Annotated in this window: 16 protein-coding genes and 1 tRNA gene; 8 read left to right on the top strand and 9 right to left on the bottom strand. The window is 56.8% G+C overall.

All coding sequences use genetic code 11. The annotated features are described in order from the left end of the window. Positions 1-38: 38 nt before the first annotated feature. From yihI to hemN, 3 genes are read left to right on the top strand one after another with little or no spacing between them, the layout of a single operon-like run. On the top strand, positions 39-626 hold the full coding sequence (gene yihI / locus ACTG2U_RS12055; RefSeq protein WP_019445784.1) for a Der GTPase-activating protein YihI: 588 nt from the start codon (positions 39-41) through the stop codon (positions 624-626). Between the two features lie 11 nt (positions 627-637). Next, positions 638-1,078, top strand: coding sequence for a DUF2489 domain-containing protein (locus ACTG2U_RS12050; protein WP_439975123.1), 441 nt, complete (start codon positions 638-640; stop codon positions 1,076-1,078). Between the two features lie 31 nt (positions 1,079-1,109). Further along, positions 1,110-2,483 (top strand): oxygen-independent coproporphyrinogen III oxidase, encoded by a 1,374-nt coding sequence (gene hemN, locus ACTG2U_RS12045; protein ID WP_335812535.1) that lies wholly within the window; start codon positions 1,110-1,112, stop codon positions 2,481-2,483. 737 nt (positions 2,484-3,220) lie between these two features. On the opposite strand, the gene ACTG2U_RS12040 is transcribed toward hemN, so the two are convergent. From ACTG2U_RS12040 to ACTG2U_RS12030, 3 genes are all read right to left on the bottom strand, one after another. Continuing rightward, positions 3,221-3,589 carry a hypothetical protein gene (locus tag ACTG2U_RS12040; protein WP_005339715.1) on the bottom strand — a complete coding sequence of 123 codons (369 nt, stop codon included), beginning with the start codon at positions 3,587-3,589 and terminating at the stop codon, positions 3,221-3,223. Between the two features lies 1 nt (position 3,590). Further along, positions 3,591-4,238 (bottom strand): AAA family ATPase, encoded by a 648-nt coding sequence (locus ACTG2U_RS12035; RefSeq protein ID WP_005339716.1) that lies wholly within the window; start codon positions 4,236-4,238, stop codon positions 3,591-3,593. A 97-nt stretch (positions 4,239-4,335) separates the two neighbouring features. Next, positions 4,336-4,512 carry a hypothetical protein gene (locus ACTG2U_RS12030; RefSeq protein WP_005339717.1) on the bottom strand — a complete coding sequence of 59 codons (177 nt, stop codon included), beginning with the start codon at positions 4,510-4,512 and terminating at the stop codon, positions 4,336-4,338. Positions 4,513-5,259: 747 nt separating this feature from the next. Here ACTG2U_RS12030 and arcA point away from each other — a divergent pair. The 4 genes from arcA (at position 5,260) to ACTG2U_RS12010 (ending at position 10,083) form a co-directional block, all read left to right on the top strand. Then, the gene (gene arcA, locus ACTG2U_RS12025; protein WP_058056224.1) at positions 5,260-6,480 is read left to right on the top strand and encodes an arginine deiminase; all 1,221 of its coding nucleotides are present in this window, start codon (positions 5,260-5,262) and stop codon (positions 6,478-6,480) included. A gap of 62 nt (positions 6,481-6,542) precedes the next feature. Beyond that, positions 6,543-7,469: a carbamate kinase gene (gene arcC / locus ACTG2U_RS12020; protein WP_005339719.1), complete on the top strand. Its 927-nt coding sequence runs from the start codon at positions 6,543-6,545 to the stop codon at positions 7,467-7,469. Positions 7,470-7,548: 79 nt separating this feature from the next. Next, positions 7,549-8,553, top strand: a complete 1,005-nt coding sequence (gene argF, locus ACTG2U_RS12015) for an ornithine carbamoyltransferase (RefSeq protein ID WP_021231476.1) — start codon at positions 7,549-7,551, stop codon at positions 8,551-8,553. 123 nt (positions 8,554-8,676) lie between these two features. Beyond that, entirely contained in the window at positions 8,677-10,083 is a 1,407-nt protein-coding gene (locus ACTG2U_RS12010) for a YfcC family protein (protein ID WP_005339725.1), read from the top strand. A 132-nt stretch (positions 10,084-10,215) separates the two neighbouring features. Here ACTG2U_RS12010 and ACTG2U_RS12005 read toward each other — a convergent pair whose 3' ends face one another. The 5 genes from ACTG2U_RS12005 to ACTG2U_RS11985 form a co-directional block, all read right to left on the bottom strand. After that, positions 10,216-10,707: an arginine repressor gene (locus ACTG2U_RS12005; protein ID WP_005339728.1), complete on the bottom strand. Its 492-nt coding sequence runs from the start codon at positions 10,705-10,707 to the stop codon at positions 10,216-10,218. A gap of 200 nt (positions 10,708-10,907) precedes the next feature. Beyond that, positions 10,908-11,372: an aspartate carbamoyltransferase regulatory subunit gene (gene pyrI, locus ACTG2U_RS12000; RefSeq protein ID WP_005339730.1), complete on the bottom strand. Its 465-nt coding sequence runs from the start codon at positions 11,370-11,372 to the stop codon at positions 10,908-10,910. A gap of 15 nt (positions 11,373-11,387) precedes the next feature. Continuing rightward, the gene (gene pyrB / locus ACTG2U_RS11995) at positions 11,388-12,308 is read right to left on the bottom strand and encodes an aspartate carbamoyltransferase (protein ID WP_005339735.1); all 921 of its coding nucleotides are present in this window, start codon (positions 12,306-12,308) and stop codon (positions 11,388-11,390) included. Beyond that, entirely contained in the window at positions 12,289-12,483 is a 195-nt protein-coding gene (locus ACTG2U_RS11990; RefSeq protein ID WP_133249581.1) for a hypothetical protein, read from the bottom strand. Before ACTG2U_RS11990 ends, pyrB begins: the two co-directional genes overlap by 20 nt. Before the next feature lie 99 nt (positions 12,484-12,582). After that, positions 12,583-13,125, bottom strand: a complete 543-nt coding sequence (locus ACTG2U_RS11985) for a hypothetical protein (RefSeq protein WP_439974527.1) — start codon at positions 13,123-13,125, stop codon at positions 12,583-12,585. A 201-nt stretch (positions 13,126-13,326) separates the two neighbouring features. On the opposite strand from ACTG2U_RS11985, the gene ACTG2U_RS11980 reads away from it, so the two are divergent. Further along, positions 13,327-13,403 (top strand) — tRNA-Trp (locus ACTG2U_RS11980). 144 nt (positions 13,404-13,547) lie between these two features. Here the strand turns inward: ACTG2U_RS11980 and ACTG2U_RS11975 are convergent. Further along, complete coding sequence (locus ACTG2U_RS11975) at positions 13,548-14,420, bottom strand: LysR family transcriptional regulator (RefSeq protein ID WP_439974526.1); 873 nt, start codon at positions 14,418-14,420, stop codon at positions 13,548-13,550. Positions 14,421-14,450: the final 30 nt, after the last annotated feature.

The raw sequence follows: 14,450 nt of genomic DNA, 5'->3' as shown, positions 1-14,450 counted from the left end.
GTACGGGTCAAACCAGTTATTTTCGGAGTTAGCCATTCATGTCTGCCAAACAACCCACTCGCAAGCCTACTGGCAAGCGCAAAGAATCTGATGTCAGTGCTCAGGAAGGCCGTGAGCGTAAACGGGCTGCCAAGCGCAAGGGCCTGAAGGCTGGTTCTCGTCAGCAAGTTGAGCAGCCGAAGAACAAGTCTGGCAACAGCCAGTCCAAAGATCCGCGTATCGGTTCCCGCAAGCCGGTAGTTCTGGTGGTGGATGACAAACAGAAGAAGCCGGCAGCACCCAAGGCGGTGAAAGAGAAGAAGCTGGTGATGACGCCCGAGCAGGAGCTGGCTTCCATCGAAAACGATGACCGCTTGAATGATCTGCTGGATCGTCTTGATGCCGGTGAAACCTTGGAAGCGGCCGAGCAGGCCTGGGTTGATCAGCGCGTCGACCGTTATCAGGAGCTGATGGATGAGCTGGGCATCATCGACAACGACGATGATGAAGATGACGAGCTACCGTTTGATGATGGCGATGACGCCGAGTTCGACGAGCAGAAACCAGCTTCCGAAGAGGAGCTGTGGGACCGTTTCAACCAGGTCGATTTCAAGCCGGAACCCAAGCCTGAGCCGAAGAAAAAGTGATGAGTGGATGGATGCTGGCCGCCCTGTTGGGCGGCCTGATTTTGTCAGGATTGGCCATCTATGCAGGCATGCTGCTGGCCAGGCTGAGACGACAGCAAGCGATGCAGTGGCAGGCGATTACCGCTCGCAATGAACGAATTCTGGAGAGCGTGCGGGTCATTGCTCATGCGGTGCAGGAGGGGCAGTGCGATTACTCCGAAGGCGCCATTCGGCTGACCAATCTGCTGGATGCGTTGCAGATCAAGGGGGGGCGGGCGTTCGTTGCCGAGTTCCCGGGTCTGTACGGGCTGTATGAGAAGGTGAAAGATATGCCGACTCATGAGGCCAGACGCGCCCTCAAGCGCAATGAAGTGATGAAGATGGATCTCGAACGAAGCGGCTACGAGGCCGAGCTGGAGGCTCAGATCCTCAAGGATGTTGCCCAGCTGAAGCATTTTCAGTTAGGTCGGTGAGCCAACAATAACAACAAGAGAGGAAGCGAGCGTGCAAGCAGAACAGATTGTGTGGGATCAGGCCCTGATCGAAAAATATAACTACAGTGGCCCGCGATACACCTCTTATCCCACTGCGCTGGAGTTCAACGAGAGCTTCGGCTATCCGGATTTTGTCCGCGCTGCCGGCCAGTATCCTGAGCGCAATCTGTCGCTCTACGTGCACATCCCTTTCTGTCACAAGCTCTGCTACTACTGCGGCTGCAACAAGGTCATTACCCGCCATCAGCACAAGGCTGACGAGTACCTCGACTACCTGGAGCAGGAGATCAAGGCGCAAGCCCCGCTCTTCAAGCACCGTCTGGTCACCCAGCTGCACTGGGGTGGCGGTACACCCACCTATCTGGATGAAGCGCAAACGCGCCGCCTGATGGCCATGCTGCGTGAGCACTTCCATTTCGCCGAAGAGGGGGAGTTCAGCATCGAGGTCGATCCGCGCGAGATTGCCATTACCATGCTGGATGTGCTGCGAGACGTCGGCTTTAACCGCATCAGCCTCGGGGTGCAGGACTTCAACAAGGATGTACAGGTCGCAGTCAACCGCGAGCAGGACAACGACTTTATTAAAGCCATGTTGGAACGGGCTAGAGAACTGGGTTTCCGCTCGACCAACCTCGACCTTATCTATGGCCTGCCGCATCAGGATCGTGCCAGCTTCCACCATACGCTGGAAGAGGTGCTCAAGACGGATCCGGCGCGCCTTTCCATCTTCAACTATGCCCATCTGCCGAGTCGCTTTGCCGCCCAGCGCAAGCTGAAAGAAGACGACATGCCTGCTCCGCAAGAGAAGCTGGCCATGCTGCAGGACACCATTGCCTTCCTCACTGGCCAGGGTTATCAGTTCATCGGTATGGACCATTTTGCCAAACCCGATGACGAGCTGGCGGTCGCGCAGCGCGAGGGCAAGCTGCACCGCAACTTCCAGGGCTATACCACCCAGGGAGATTGTGATCTGCTGGGGCTGGGGGTCTCCTCCATCAGCATGATCGGTGATGCCTATTCCCAGAACCAGAAAGAGCTCAAGGCGTATTACGCACAGGTTGCAGAGCTGGGTCATGCCCAGTGGAAAGGCTGCTCGCTCAATCAGGATGATCTGATCCGCCGTGAGGTGATCAAGCGGCTCATCTGTGATTTCCGCCTGAACTTTGCCGCTGTCGAGCAGGCGCACGGTCTCAATTTCAGAGAGTATTTTGCCGACGATCTCAAGCTGCTGCAGACCTTCATCAACGATGGATTGGTGCGTATGACGGAGGATGGTCTGGAGGTCTCCTCCACGGGGCAGCTGCTGATCCGCAATATCTGCATGTGTTTCGACGTGTACTTGCGCAACAAGGCGCGCCAGCAACAGTTCTCTCGCGTGATATAAGCTTGTTTGCCGATTAGAAAACAGAAAAGGGCGCCATCGTGGCGCCCTTCTCATCTGTATTTTTGCTTAAGCAGCGGGTCGGAAAGGTTCTGGTAAGAAGTCTCTGCGCTGAGGCAAGCAATTGAGAGCCAAGCAAGGGGACGGTGAAATGCAGATAAAAAGATGGGGGCGACTTGCGTCGCCCCCGGTAGTCGTATCGCTCAGATCCTTGAACGAAGTTGCTCCCTGCAATCCCTGACTGTTTACCTCTTCCTTTAGGTTTCCCCTTCCCAATCCTTTGGGGTGTCCTTTAGCCATCTTGGCCTGACGAGTCATCCTGTCCCGTCGCACTTTCTCCGTCCTGGGAGGTGTCCTTTACCACATCCTGTGGTGAGTCCATTTGCCCAACCCTGGCAGCCAGTCTTCCTGACCGACTTCATTGCGTCCGTGCTTGAGTAACTATAAGGATTTTCTAGCCGGCTACAACGCCAGATTGGAAAACGTTTTTGTCATTAGCTATTTCGAAAGTAATGAGTTTCGATTTATTCATTTATAAACAGCTAGTTAAGTTGCTCATCTTCATGTTTTAAGATCTTATCTTCCGATTATCTCGGGGATCTTTTCGGCTGTTGGCTTACATGTGGAATGGCAGATATCTTACACGGCGTTTTGGTTGCTTCAGAAACAGATTTTGCAGTCTGATGATGGTCATTCGGGGTGAGTTGGCGAGGCACACAAAGAGCGGCTGAATGGAGAAATTATGAGCGCTGGTTGAGTCGCTCATAGATGGTCTGGCGCTCTTCCGGGGTGAGCGAAGAGAAGTAGTGGGTAAAGAGGCGCAGCAACAGGGACTTGTTCATGCCATCTTGCTGGGTCAGATTACCCAGCTCGTCGATGGCCACCGTGCTCATGGAGAAGGTGGCTTTTTTGTAGCTGGGCTTCAGGTGCTCGCCGCTCTCGATAAAGGCCAGCGCCGACAAGGCTTCGTCACGATGCAGGCCCAGTTCGAGGCTGACCACCTTGGGTTTGCCCTTGGCGTAGAACTCCGCATCTTCGATAAATTCGTCGACGGTGAACTTCTTCTGGTGATGCAACTGGTGCTTTTTCTTCAGATCGGCCAGACCCATCTCACACCCCTACTTGCAGGAACTCTTTGGCGATGGCCCGGATCTCTTCGGCGGATTTGCCATCCGGCTCGATCTCCATCACCGACAGTCCCTTCTCTTCGCTGTCGTCATAGACGTTGCGACCATAGGTGATGGCGTTCAGGACGTCGACACCGAACGAGGAGCAAACCTCTTTCGCTTCGAGAATGCGTTTTACCTGATTGGGCAGGGCGGGGCACTGGGTCAGCACTACTGCTGCATTGAGGGTCGGGTTGACCATCTTGCAGGTGGTGATGAGATCTTCCATGTGGGGCAGGGTCTTAAGGTCGCGGCGTTTCGGACGCAAGGGGATCAGGGCGTGGGTGGCGACAGCCATGGTGGAGCGCAGAGCCCGGTTATCTTGCCCGCCGCAATCGACGATGACATAGTCGTAGCGGTTTTTCAGGCTGAGCAGGTCGTTGCGAATATTGCCATAGAGCTGTACGCAGTTGATTTGTGGCAGCTCCGGGTTGTCGTTGCGCTCCTGAATCCAGTCAGAGGTGGTGCGCTGCGGGTCGCAGTCGACCAGTAACACCTCCCCCTGAAATTGGGATCTGAGGTAGACCGCCAGATTTTGTGCCAGGCAGCTCTTGCCACTCCCCCCCTTCTCTCCACCGACCAACAAGATCATGACGTTCCCCTATCCATGAGAAAACCGCTGATTTCAGTATAGGAGGGGCCAGTCTCATCACAAGGCGAGAGGAGTGATGCTCCTCTCGTTGTTTCGACTAGTAATGAACGCTGCCTCCCTGCCAGCGGCAGACATAGTCAGGCACCAGCATCTGGGGGGCCTTGTCGACATGGCATACCACCATGGGCATGGCAGGAGCTCCTTCAGCCTGACTGAGGGTGGGGAGCGCAGAGAGCAGCAAAGTCGCGAGCAACAGCATGGGTTTCATCTTCATAACAACTCCTTGGTAGTGCCATTCCTGTGTGATCTGGATCACTTTCTGAGTTAAGTCGAGGTTGGCGCCAGCGCAAGGTGAGACGAATAAATTCAATTAATGAAAAAAGTATCAAAAGGCGTTGTGGTGACCGACGAGGATGGCTGCCCACCTTGATGCGGACTTTGTGCATATTAAGTTGAACTGCACAAAGAGGTGATGACTGATGAGGCCTGGCCTGATGGGGTTGGCATCAATGCCATGATCTGGAACAAGAAAAGATTTATGCAGTGAATGTGGTCGAGGTGAATATTTATTTCTCCCGCGTTCCTCCCGTCACGGCGATGTATTCAATACCTAGGGAGTAATATTCAAATTTTATTTGTAAAGTTATTTATGATAATGATTTTTAACGGTTTTTGTTATTTTCATTTAATCACTCCAGTGAACTGGCATGAATAAAAAATGAATCAATCTGAAATATAGCAGGGTGGTTTTGCATGGTTATTCGGTGCGCTTTGTGTGGAAAATGCGCAATTTGCTACCGGAGTCATAGATTGGATGGTGAATATATTCAGTTCTGGGTGAATGTGATCAATGTCTAAGTTTGTCGTGATTCGCAGGGCTAACCTCGGTCTCGAAAGGCAAGGGCAGGATAGAACATAAGCCGATTACCCTACATAAAGAATATCCCGCCTTAGCCACGAGCATGAATAGAAGGAATCTATTCAATCACTCGCAGGGACCACTGCTAGACGGAATATAATCATGAGCAAATTTTATGTAGGTTCTGAAGTTGGCCAATTGCGCCGTGTCATGTTGCACCGCCCCAACCTCAGTCTGAAGCGTCTGACTCCTTCCAACTGCCAGGATCTGCTGTTCGATGACGTCCTGTCAGTTGAACGCGCCGGTCAGGAGCACGACAAATTCGCTCAGGTACTGCGCGATCAGAATGTCGAAGTTTTCCTGCTGACCAATCTGCTGGCCGAGACCCTGGATGTGCCGGAAGCCAAAACCTGGCTGCTGCAACATCAGGTCTCCGACTACCGCCTCGGCTCTTCTTTTGCCAATGACGTGCGCTGCTTCCTGGCTGACATGCCGCACCGCGAACTGGCCCGCATTCTCTCCGGCGGCCTGACTTACTCCGAGATGCCCTACAGCGGCATCAACATGGTAGTGGGCATGCACGCTCCGACCGATTTCATCATCGAGCCGCTGCCCAACCACCTCTTTACCCGTGACACCTCCTGCTGGGTTTACGGTGGCGTCTCCATCAACCCGATGGCCAAGCCGGCTCGTCGCCGCGAGACCAACCATGTGAAGGCCATCTACCGCTGGCACCCGATGTTTGCCGGTCAGGACTTCATCAAGTACTTCGGTGACGAGGAGCGTGACTACGACAACTCCACCATCGAGGGTGGCGACGTACTGGTGATCGGCCGCGGCGCTGTGCTGATCGGGATGTCCGAGCGCACCACCCCGCAAGGTGTCGAGCATCTGGCTCGCAGCCTGTTCAAACATGGTCAGGCCAAACAGGTCATCGCCATGGAGCTGCCGAAACACCGCAGCTGCATGCACCTGGATACCGTGATGACCCACATGGATATCGACACCTTCTCCGTCTATCCGGAAGTGATCCGCAAGGATGTGCAGTGCTGGAGCCTGACTCCGGGCGGCGCCACCGGCATGAACATCAAGGAAGAGGGTTACTTCGTCACCGCTATCGAGAAAGCACTGGGCGTGGATCAGCTGAAGATCATCACCACTGGCGGTGATAGCTTCGAAGCCGAACGCGAGCAGTGGAACGACGCCAACAACGTGCTGACCGTACGTCCCGGCGTGGTGGTGGGTTACGAGCGCAATACCTACACCAACGAGAAATATGACAAGGCCGGTATCACTGTTCTCTCCATCCCGGGTGATGAACTGGGCCGTGGCCGCGGCGGCGCCCGCTGCATGAGCTGCCCGATGGAACGCGACAGCATCTGATGAGACGGCGTGGCGCCGGCAGATGCTGGCGCCACACAGAACCAAACTCGAGATTAACCACTATGAAAAAACCAACTGTCGTCGTCGCTCTGGGTGGCAATGCACTGCTCCGTCGTGGTGAGCCACTGGAAGCGGATATCCAGCGCAAGAACATCGCAACTGCCGCCAAGACCATCGCCCTGATCGCTCAGGAGTACAACGTGGTGCTGGTGCATGGCAACGGCCCGCAAGTCGGCCTGCTGGCCCTGCAAAACAGCGCCTACACCAAGGTATCCCCCTATCCGCTGGATGTGCTGGGGGCCGAGTCCCAGGGCATGATCGGCTACATGCTGATCCAGGAACTGAAAAACCTGATGCCGAGCCGCAACGTCACCGCGCTGCTGACTCAGGTGCAGGTCGATCCCAAGGATCCGGCGTTTGCCAATCCGACCAAATTTATCGGCCCCGTCTACGAAGAGGCTGAAGCCCGCACCCTGGCAGAAGAGAAGCACTGGGTGGTCAAGGCTGACGGCAAGTTCTTCCGCCGCGTAGTGCCATCCCCGCTGCCCCAGCGCATCGTCGAAGGCGACGCTATCGAGACTCTGATTGCCCAGGGCCATCTCATCATCTGTACCGGTGGTGGCGGTATCCCGGTGACTTGGGATGGCCAGAGCCTGACCGGTATCGAAGCCGTCATCGACAAAGACATGTCTGCCGCCTACCTGGCCAAGCAGATCAAGGCCGACGCCCTGCTGATCCTGACCGATGCCGATGCCGTCTATCTGGATTGGGGCAAACCGACCCAGCGTCCGCTGCGGGTCACCAGCCCGGACGAGCTGGCCGGGGTCAAGTTCGACGCAGGTTCCATGGGACCGAAAGTCGAAGCTTCCTGTGAATTTGTCAAAGCGACCGGCGGCATGGTCGGCATCGGCTCGCTGGAAGATGGCCTCGCCATCCTCAAGGGTGAAGCCGGCACCAATATCGTCGCCACCCGCACCGTACATGCGTAATTACCGATATCTGTACTGAGAATGCGTAGTCAACACTACTGCCCGAACTGGTCTGAAACATATATAGAGAGAACTCATCATGGCTTTTAATCTGCGTAACCGTAACTTCCTGAAACTGCTGGACTTCACCCCGCGCGAAATCCAATACATGATCGACCTGGCCATCGACCTGAAGAAAGCCAAATACGGTGGCTACGAGCGCAAGCATCTGGTCGGCAAGAACATCGCCCTGATTTTCGAGAAGACCTCCACCCGTACCCGCTGTGCGTTTGAAGTAGCGGCCTTCGACCAGGGCGCACAAGTCTCCTACCTTGGCCCGAGCGGTTCCCAAATCGGTCACAAGGAGTCCATGAAGGACACCGCCCGTGTATTGGGTCGCATGTATGACGGTATCGAATACCGCGGCTACGGTCAGGAGATCGTGGAAGAGCTGGGCGCCTACGCCGGTGTTCCGGTCTGGAACGGCCTGACCAACGAATTCCACCCGACCCAGATCCTGGCCGACTTCATGACCATGCTGGAGCATGGCAAGGGCAAGCGTCTGGATCAAATCAAGTTCGCCTACCTGGGTGATGCCCGCAACAACATGGGCAACTCCCTGATGGTCGGCGCCGCCAAAATGGGCATGGATATCCGTCTGGTCGCGCCGAAAGCCTTCTGGCCGGAAGAGGAGCTGGTTGCCAAGTGCCGCCAGATCGCCGAAGAGACCGGCGCACGCATCACCCTGACCGAAGATGTGAAAGAGGGTGTGCTGGGTGCGGACTTCCTCTACACCGACGTCTGGGTATCCATGGGTGAAGCGAAAGAAGCCTGGGATCAGCGCGTCAAACTGATGACCCCGTATCAGGTCAACATGGATGTCATCAACGCCACCAAGAACCCGGATGTGAAGTTCATGCACTGTCTGCCGGCGTTCCACAACGACGAGACCACCATGGGCAAGGAAGTGGCTGACAAATATGGCATGAAAGGCCTGGAAGTGACCGAGGACGTGTTCGAATCCGAGCACAGCATCGTGTTCGACGAGGCCGAAAACCGGATGCACACCATCAAGGCAGTGATGGTTGCTACGCTGGGCGACTAAGGTCGCAGTAGTGGTGCCGGGGGGCGACCCCCGGCTTTTCGACCATGTGACAGCGGCATAATACCTCTAACCCTACAACCCGCAGCCTGCATGGATACCACACCCACAGAAGGAAGCTGGACCATGACCAAATTCAAGTTCCCGTCAGCCTATACGATACTGTTTGTGCTGATCGCCCTGGTGGCCGCCCTGAGCTGGATAGTGCCGGCCGGCAAATATGAGATGACCATGAACGAAGCCCTCGGCAAAGAAGTGCCGGTGGCGGGTACCTACAAACTGGTGGAGGGAAATCCCCAGGGGATCGTCGACGTGCTGCTGGCACCTATCGATGGCCTCTACAACCACGACACCTATGAGGCCGGTGCCATCGACGTCTCCCTCTTTATCCTGATCATCGGTGGTTTTCTTGGCATTGTGACCAAGACAGGTGCCATCGATGCCGGTATCGAACGTGTGACCGACCGTCTGCGTGGCCGTGAAGAGTGGATGATCCCGATCCTGATGGCGCTGTTCGCCGCAGGCGGCACCATCTACGGCATGGCCGAAGAGTCGCTGCCTTTCTACACCCTGCTGGTGCCGGTGATGATGGCCGCCCGCTTCGACCCTGTGGTCGCCGCGGCAACCGTATTGCTGGGCGCCGGTATCGGTACTCTCGGTTCCACCATCAACCCGTTTGCGACCGTTATTGCTGCCAACGCCGCCGGTATCTCCTTCACCGACGGTATCTGGCTGCGCGTTGCCATGCTGGTGGCTGGTTGGTTGCTCTGCGTTGCCTACGTCATGCGTTACGCCAAGATGGTGCGCAGCGATCCGAGCAAATCTCTGGTGGCTGACAAGTGGGAAGAGAACCGTGCCCACTTCCTCGGCAACAAGAGCGACCAGATGCTGGAGTTCACCCTGACCCGTAAAATCGTGCTGGGTATCTTCGTCGCCGCCTTTGCCGTGATGATCTACGGTGTGGCCGTGCTGGGCTGGTGGATGGCGCAGATCTCCGGCGTGTTCCTGGCTGCTGCCATCATCGTTGGTCTTATCTCCCGCATGAGCGAGGAGGAGCTGACCTCCAACTTTATCGATGGTGCTCGCGACCTGCTGGGGGTGGCGCTGATCATCGGTATCGCCCGCGGTATCGTGGTGGTGATGGATAACGGCATGATCACTCACACCATTTTGCACAGTGCAGAAGGGATCGTGACCGGCCTCTCCACCATCGTCTTTATCAACGTGATGTTCGTGCTGGAGGTGGTGCTCTCCTTCCTGGTGCCGTCCTCCTCCGGTCTGGCCGTACTGACCATGCCGATCATGGCGCCGCTGGCCGACTTCGCCAACGTGGGCCGCGATCTGGTGGTGACTGCTTACCAGTCTGCCTCCGGTCTGGTGAACCTGGTGACCCCGACCTCCGCCGTGGTCATGGGTGGCCTGGCCATTGCAAAGGTGCCTTATGTACGCTGGCTGAAGTGGGTGGCTCCGCTGCTCGGTATCCTGACCGTGCTGATCGTGGTCTGCCTGAGTCTGGGCGCCGTGCTCTCCTGAGGGATAACAAGCAAGATGAAACGGGAGCCTGCGGGCTCCCGTTTTTTATGGGCGCAAGAAGTGATGGACACAAAATAGCAGGCAACAAAAAGGCGACCCGCGGGTCGCCTCAGTGCATTTTGGGGAGAGAGCTTAGCGGGCCTGCGCCAGCGTGCGCACTACGGCGGCGTGGGCCTGACGGGTGCGGCTGATATGGCGCGGCGCGACCAGCACAACGTCATTGCCCGCGACAGCGCCCATGATTTCGGGATTGGCGTTGCGATCCAGCAGGCGGGCTACCACGGTGGCGGCTCCCGGAGTGGTGTGGATCAGCACCATCTGCTGGTTGTGTACCACTTCGCGCACCATGTCGTGGATCGAGCGGGTGCTGCCGGCGGGTTCCAGCTGCTCATCGACCAGGGTGTAGACCTTCTTGCCGTTGGCATTCTGCGCCTTGGCAACGCCGAGACGGCGTAGCAGGCGGGAGATGGTGGACTGGCTGATGTCGGCAAAGCCGCGCTCCGACAGCTCGCGGCGGATCTCTTCCTGGGTGCTGTAGCAGTGCTGACCGATGATCTGGCGACAGGCATCCAGCTGGGCCAGATCGGGCTCTTGGGCAACGGGACGACTGAGGGTTTTGACCACGGCGAATTCCTTTGATGATGACCGGAGGTAAACGCGCGATATCTGCCATGGCAGTCAGTTATCAGGTAAAAACACTGATAATCAACCTATATGCAGGGAATGAACGGGCATTACCATCTTGCGATGGCAAATTATAGCTGACTGGAAATTTGGTGATGTGACAGGGTTCAAAAATGGGCCCCGCGGGGCCCAATCAGATATCAGTAACGCTCGCTGACGATGTCCTGAGTGAAGGACTTCTCGCAATATTTGCACTTCATCCGTACCACGCCTTTCACTTCGCGCACCCGGAAGTAGCTGTCCACCGGCTCGTTGTGGGAGATGCAGTTGGAGTTGGGGCAGTGGAACACCCCGGCAATGAACTCCGGCAACTCCAGCTGGTGCTTCTTCACCACATTGAAGTCTTCGATGATGTTGACGGTCGCTTTCGGGGCGAACAGCGCCAGCTGGTTGGCCTGTTGCTCGGTCAGGCGGGTGTTCTCAATCTTGATGAGATCCTTCTTGCCCAGCGCGCCGGATTTCAGGTTGAAGCCGACGGTGATCCGCTCCTGGGTTTCGACCAGCTGGAACAGCTTGAGGATCTTGATGCCCTGGCCAGCGGGGATGTGATCGATGACGGAGCCGTGACGGATGGCTTCGACTTGCAGTTGGTTCTTGTCAGACATGATATTCCCCTAAGCTCAGACAGTTTCGTTCAGTACCAGTGCCAGCAGTGCCTGGCGTGCATAGACCCCGTTCTCCGCCTGCTGGAAGTAGCAAGCGTGGGGGGTCTTGTCGACCGCTACATCGATCTCGTCGACGCGGGGCAGGGGATGCAGGATCTTCATGGTGGGCTTGGCCCCTTCCAGAGTCGCCAGTTCCAGAATGAACTTGGCGGCCATGTGCTTGTATTCGGTCTCGTCGAAGCGCTCTTTCTGGACGCGGGTCATGTAGAGAATGTCCAGCTCCGGCATCACCTCTTCCATGGTCTGGTGGACGCTGAACTGGATACCCTTCTCTTCCAGCTCTTCGCAGATGTAGTCCGGCATCGCCAGCGCTTCCGGGGAGATGAAGAAGAAGCGGCAGTTGAACAGGCTGAGGGCCTGGGCCAGCGAGTGCACGGTGCGGCCATATTTCAGGTCACCGACGAAGGCGACGTTGAGGTTGTCCAGACGACCCTGGGTCTCATGGATGGTGAACAGGTCGAGCAGGGTCTGGCTCGGATGCTGGTTGGAGCCGTCGCCGCCGTTGATGACCGGCACGCGGGAGAACTCGGAGGCCAGACGGGCCGCGCCCTCTTTCGGGTGGCGCATCACCACCGCATCCGAGTAGGAGCCGATGATCTTGATGGAGTCAGCCAGCGTCTCGCCTTTCTTGGCGCTGGTGTTGCCACCGTCGGCGAAGCCGATGATGTTGCCGCCAAGGCGCTGTACCGCGGTCTCGAACGAGAGGCGGGTGCGGGTGGAGGCTTCGAAGAAGCAGCTGGCAACCAGCTTGTCTTTCAACAGGCTGGTGTCAGGTTCAGCCTTCAACCGTTGTGCGGTTGAGACTACCAGTTCCATTTCTGACCGGGTCAGGTCCGAAATGGAGATGACATGTTTCTTATAGAGTGGATTGGTCATCGTCTGCATTCCCTTTGACATCATTGGAGGTTTTTCGGGCACAAAAAAAAGCCCCTGAAACAGGGGCTTTTTTTAAAAATAACTGGGGATCTTTGGGGTGAGAACCGGAAACAACGGGGCCGCTCTGGTGCGCACCACCCGTCTGCAAGGCTGTTTTCTGAATCAAAAACTGCATCGTTTCGTCCCGACCTTTTTCAAAACCGGACAGATTATAGGGCCGGTTTTTTAATTGTCAAAATTTTATTTACGATGCCAATTTCAGCATGAAAAACGTTTAAGTAGCGGAAACATGACGACAAATCCACACTTTGTGCGTCTCTTGCAGCGATTCCCCATCGCGGGCCATGGCGCGCAAATAACCGAGTCTGTGGTGCCCTTCCAGCAGGCAGTAGGGGCGGGGCAGGGGATGGCCGTTCGGGTAGCTGGTTCCCTCCTCCGGCGCCAGTACGATGGCAGGTTCGGGCCAGGTGCCGTCGCTCAGCATCTTCTCGCCGAGCCAGGAGCGGCGCACATAGCGGTTGCTGCGCAGCATCTCCCCCCAGCGCTCGATCACCTCCATATGGCGGGAGTCCACCTGATCCACCAGTTGCGCGGTGGGCCAGCTTTCACAGGTGAACTGATGGCTGGCGAGATCGATAAAGCTCCAGTTGGACTCAAAACCGCGCCAATGACGGTAAATCCACTGGGAAAGCACATTTTCAGGAATAAAGGGCACCAGCGGCGCGACCCGTTCAAGATAGGCGGGCAGGGACTCTGTCTTGCGTTCATCCCTGAAATTGAGGGGCGCCAGTTGTTGGAGCAATCGGTAATTGAGCATAAGTGGCCTCCCGGTACCTGATTTCACCCTACCCCCATTTATGTCCCATTCCTACCCCGGCAGGGCTGCAAATACAGCAAGTTATCCCGCTTTGCTGCACAAACAACCGCGACTTGTTCGGGATTTGTGCAATCGCATCGAAAGCGTAAAAAAAGCCTTTACCTTTGATCTCCACTTTGTATACTACGCCTCGTTTGTTGCAGGGGCGTAGTTCCAATTGGTAGAACAGCGGTCTCCAAAACCGATGGTTGCGGGTTCGAGTCCTGCCGCCCCTGCCATTTTCAGAAAGGCCAGCTCATTGAGCTGGCCTTTCGCATTTCCGGCGTTCGCCAATTTATCCCTCTCTCCTTTCTCTTCTCCTTCTTGCCGCTAGCCCTCGGTGACTGTGGCCACATTGATCTCTATGTCTGCCGCAAGAGCGTTCAATGTGCTGCAACCCGCTGTTTCAGCACGGTGACCAGCCGCTGGTGGCGGGCGGGGAGCGGCCACTCGGCGCGGTAGATCAGCCAGAGGGTGTCGATCACTTCAATGCTGCTCTGGATCACCCGGATCTTCTCCTGCTGGGCAAAGGCGGTGACGGCGAAGCGGGGCAGCACGGTAAAGCCGAGGCCGCGGGCAACCGGCTCCAGGATCAGGCCGATCTGGTTGGTAAAGCCGCGCAGGGGGATCTCGTCAACGCGCTGGCCGGGGTAGCGTCGTCCCAGCAGGCGTTGTGCCATGCTGCGGCCATCCGGGTGATCGATAAAGCCGAGCTGACAGAGGTGCTGCCAGCTCTGCTCCTCGCCGTCGTTGGGTACCACCAGACAGAGGGGTTCGCGGGCAAAGGGCTCGGCGGCGATGCTGGGGTGCTCCGGCGGTTGATCCACCAGTCCCAGATCGCTGCGCCCTGCCAGTACCGCCTGCACTATGTCGGGGGTGGGGGCAAAGCGGTGCTGGATGGTGAGTCCGGGATGCTCCTGTTGCTGGTCGAGCAGCAGGGGATAGAGCAGCAGGCCGATGCTGCCGGGGGTGCTGAGGGTGATGGCGCCGCGGTGAGGATCGTCGTCAGAGAGACGGGCTCGCAGCTGTTCGGCGGCCTGCTCCTGCTGGCGAGCAAAGTCGAGCAGCACCAGCCCGCGCGGGGTGAGCTCCAGCAGACGAGGCTTGCGCAGCAGCAGGGGGCCAAATTCGGCCTCGAGGCGCGAGATATGCTGACTGACGGCGGCCTGAGTGAGATCCAGCCGATCGGCGGCACGGGTAAAACTGCCGGTTTCATGCACCACCACCAGGGTGTGGAGCCAGAGTGGATTAACCATAAATTTAATTTATGCCTTCCATTAGTTTGA

It is taken from the genome of Aeromonas sp. 95A (assembly GCF_051919235.1).
Lineage (GTDB): Bacteria > Pseudomonadota > Gammaproteobacteria > Enterobacterales > Aeromonadaceae > Aeromonas > Aeromonas veronii.
The sequence above is the reverse complement of the archived record's forward strand: the minus strand, read 5'-3'. Positions and strand labels throughout refer to the sequence as shown.

Coding starts and splice junctions, on each gene's coding strand:
- yihI (WP_019445784.1), top strand. CDS start 39: ATGTCTGCCAAACAACCCACTCGCAAGCCTACTGGCAAGCGCAAAGAA.
- ACTG2U_RS12050 (WP_439975123.1), top strand. CDS start 638: ATGCTGGCCGCCCTGTTGGGCGGCCTGATTTTGTCAGGATTGGCCATC.
- ACTG2U_RS12040 (WP_005339715.1), bottom strand. CDS start 3,589: ATGGGTCTGGCCGATCTGAAGAAAAAGCACCAGTTGCATCACCAGAAG.
- ACTG2U_RS12035 (WP_005339716.1), bottom strand. CDS start 4,238: ATGATCTTGTTGGTCGGTGGAGAGAAGGGGGGGAGTGGCAAGAGCTGC.
- ACTG2U_RS12030 (WP_005339717.1), bottom strand. CDS start 4,512: ATGAAGATGAAACCCATGCTGTTGCTCGCGACTTTGCTGCTCTCTGCG.
- arcA (WP_058056224.1), top strand. CDS start 5,260: ATGAGCAAATTTTATGTAGGTTCTGAAGTTGGCCAATTGCGCCGTGTC.
- arcC (WP_005339719.1), top strand. CDS start 6,543: ATGAAAAAACCAACTGTCGTCGTCGCTCTGGGTGGCAATGCACTGCTC.
- argF (WP_021231476.1), top strand. CDS start 7,549: ATGGCTTTTAATCTGCGTAACCGTAACTTCCTGAAACTGCTGGACTTC.
- ACTG2U_RS12010 (WP_005339725.1), top strand. CDS start 8,677: ATGACCAAATTCAAGTTCCCGTCAGCCTATACGATACTGTTTGTGCTG.
- pyrI (WP_005339730.1), bottom strand. CDS start 11,372: ATGTCTGACAAGAACCAACTGCAAGTCGAAGCCATCCGTCACGGCTCC.
- pyrB (WP_005339735.1), bottom strand. CDS start 12,308: ATGACCAATCCACTCTATAAGAAACATGTCATCTCCATTTCGGACCTG.
- ACTG2U_RS11990 (WP_133249581.1), bottom strand. CDS start 12,483: ATGCAGTTTTTGATTCAGAAAACAGCCTTGCAGACGGGTGGTGCGCAC.
- ACTG2U_RS11985 (WP_439974527.1), bottom strand. CDS start 13,125: ATGCTCAATTACCGATTGCTCCAACAACTGGCGCCCCTCAATTTCAGG.
- ACTG2U_RS11975 (WP_439974526.1), bottom strand. CDS start 14,420: ATGGTTAATCCACTCTGGCTCCACACCCTGGTGGTGGTGCATGAAACC.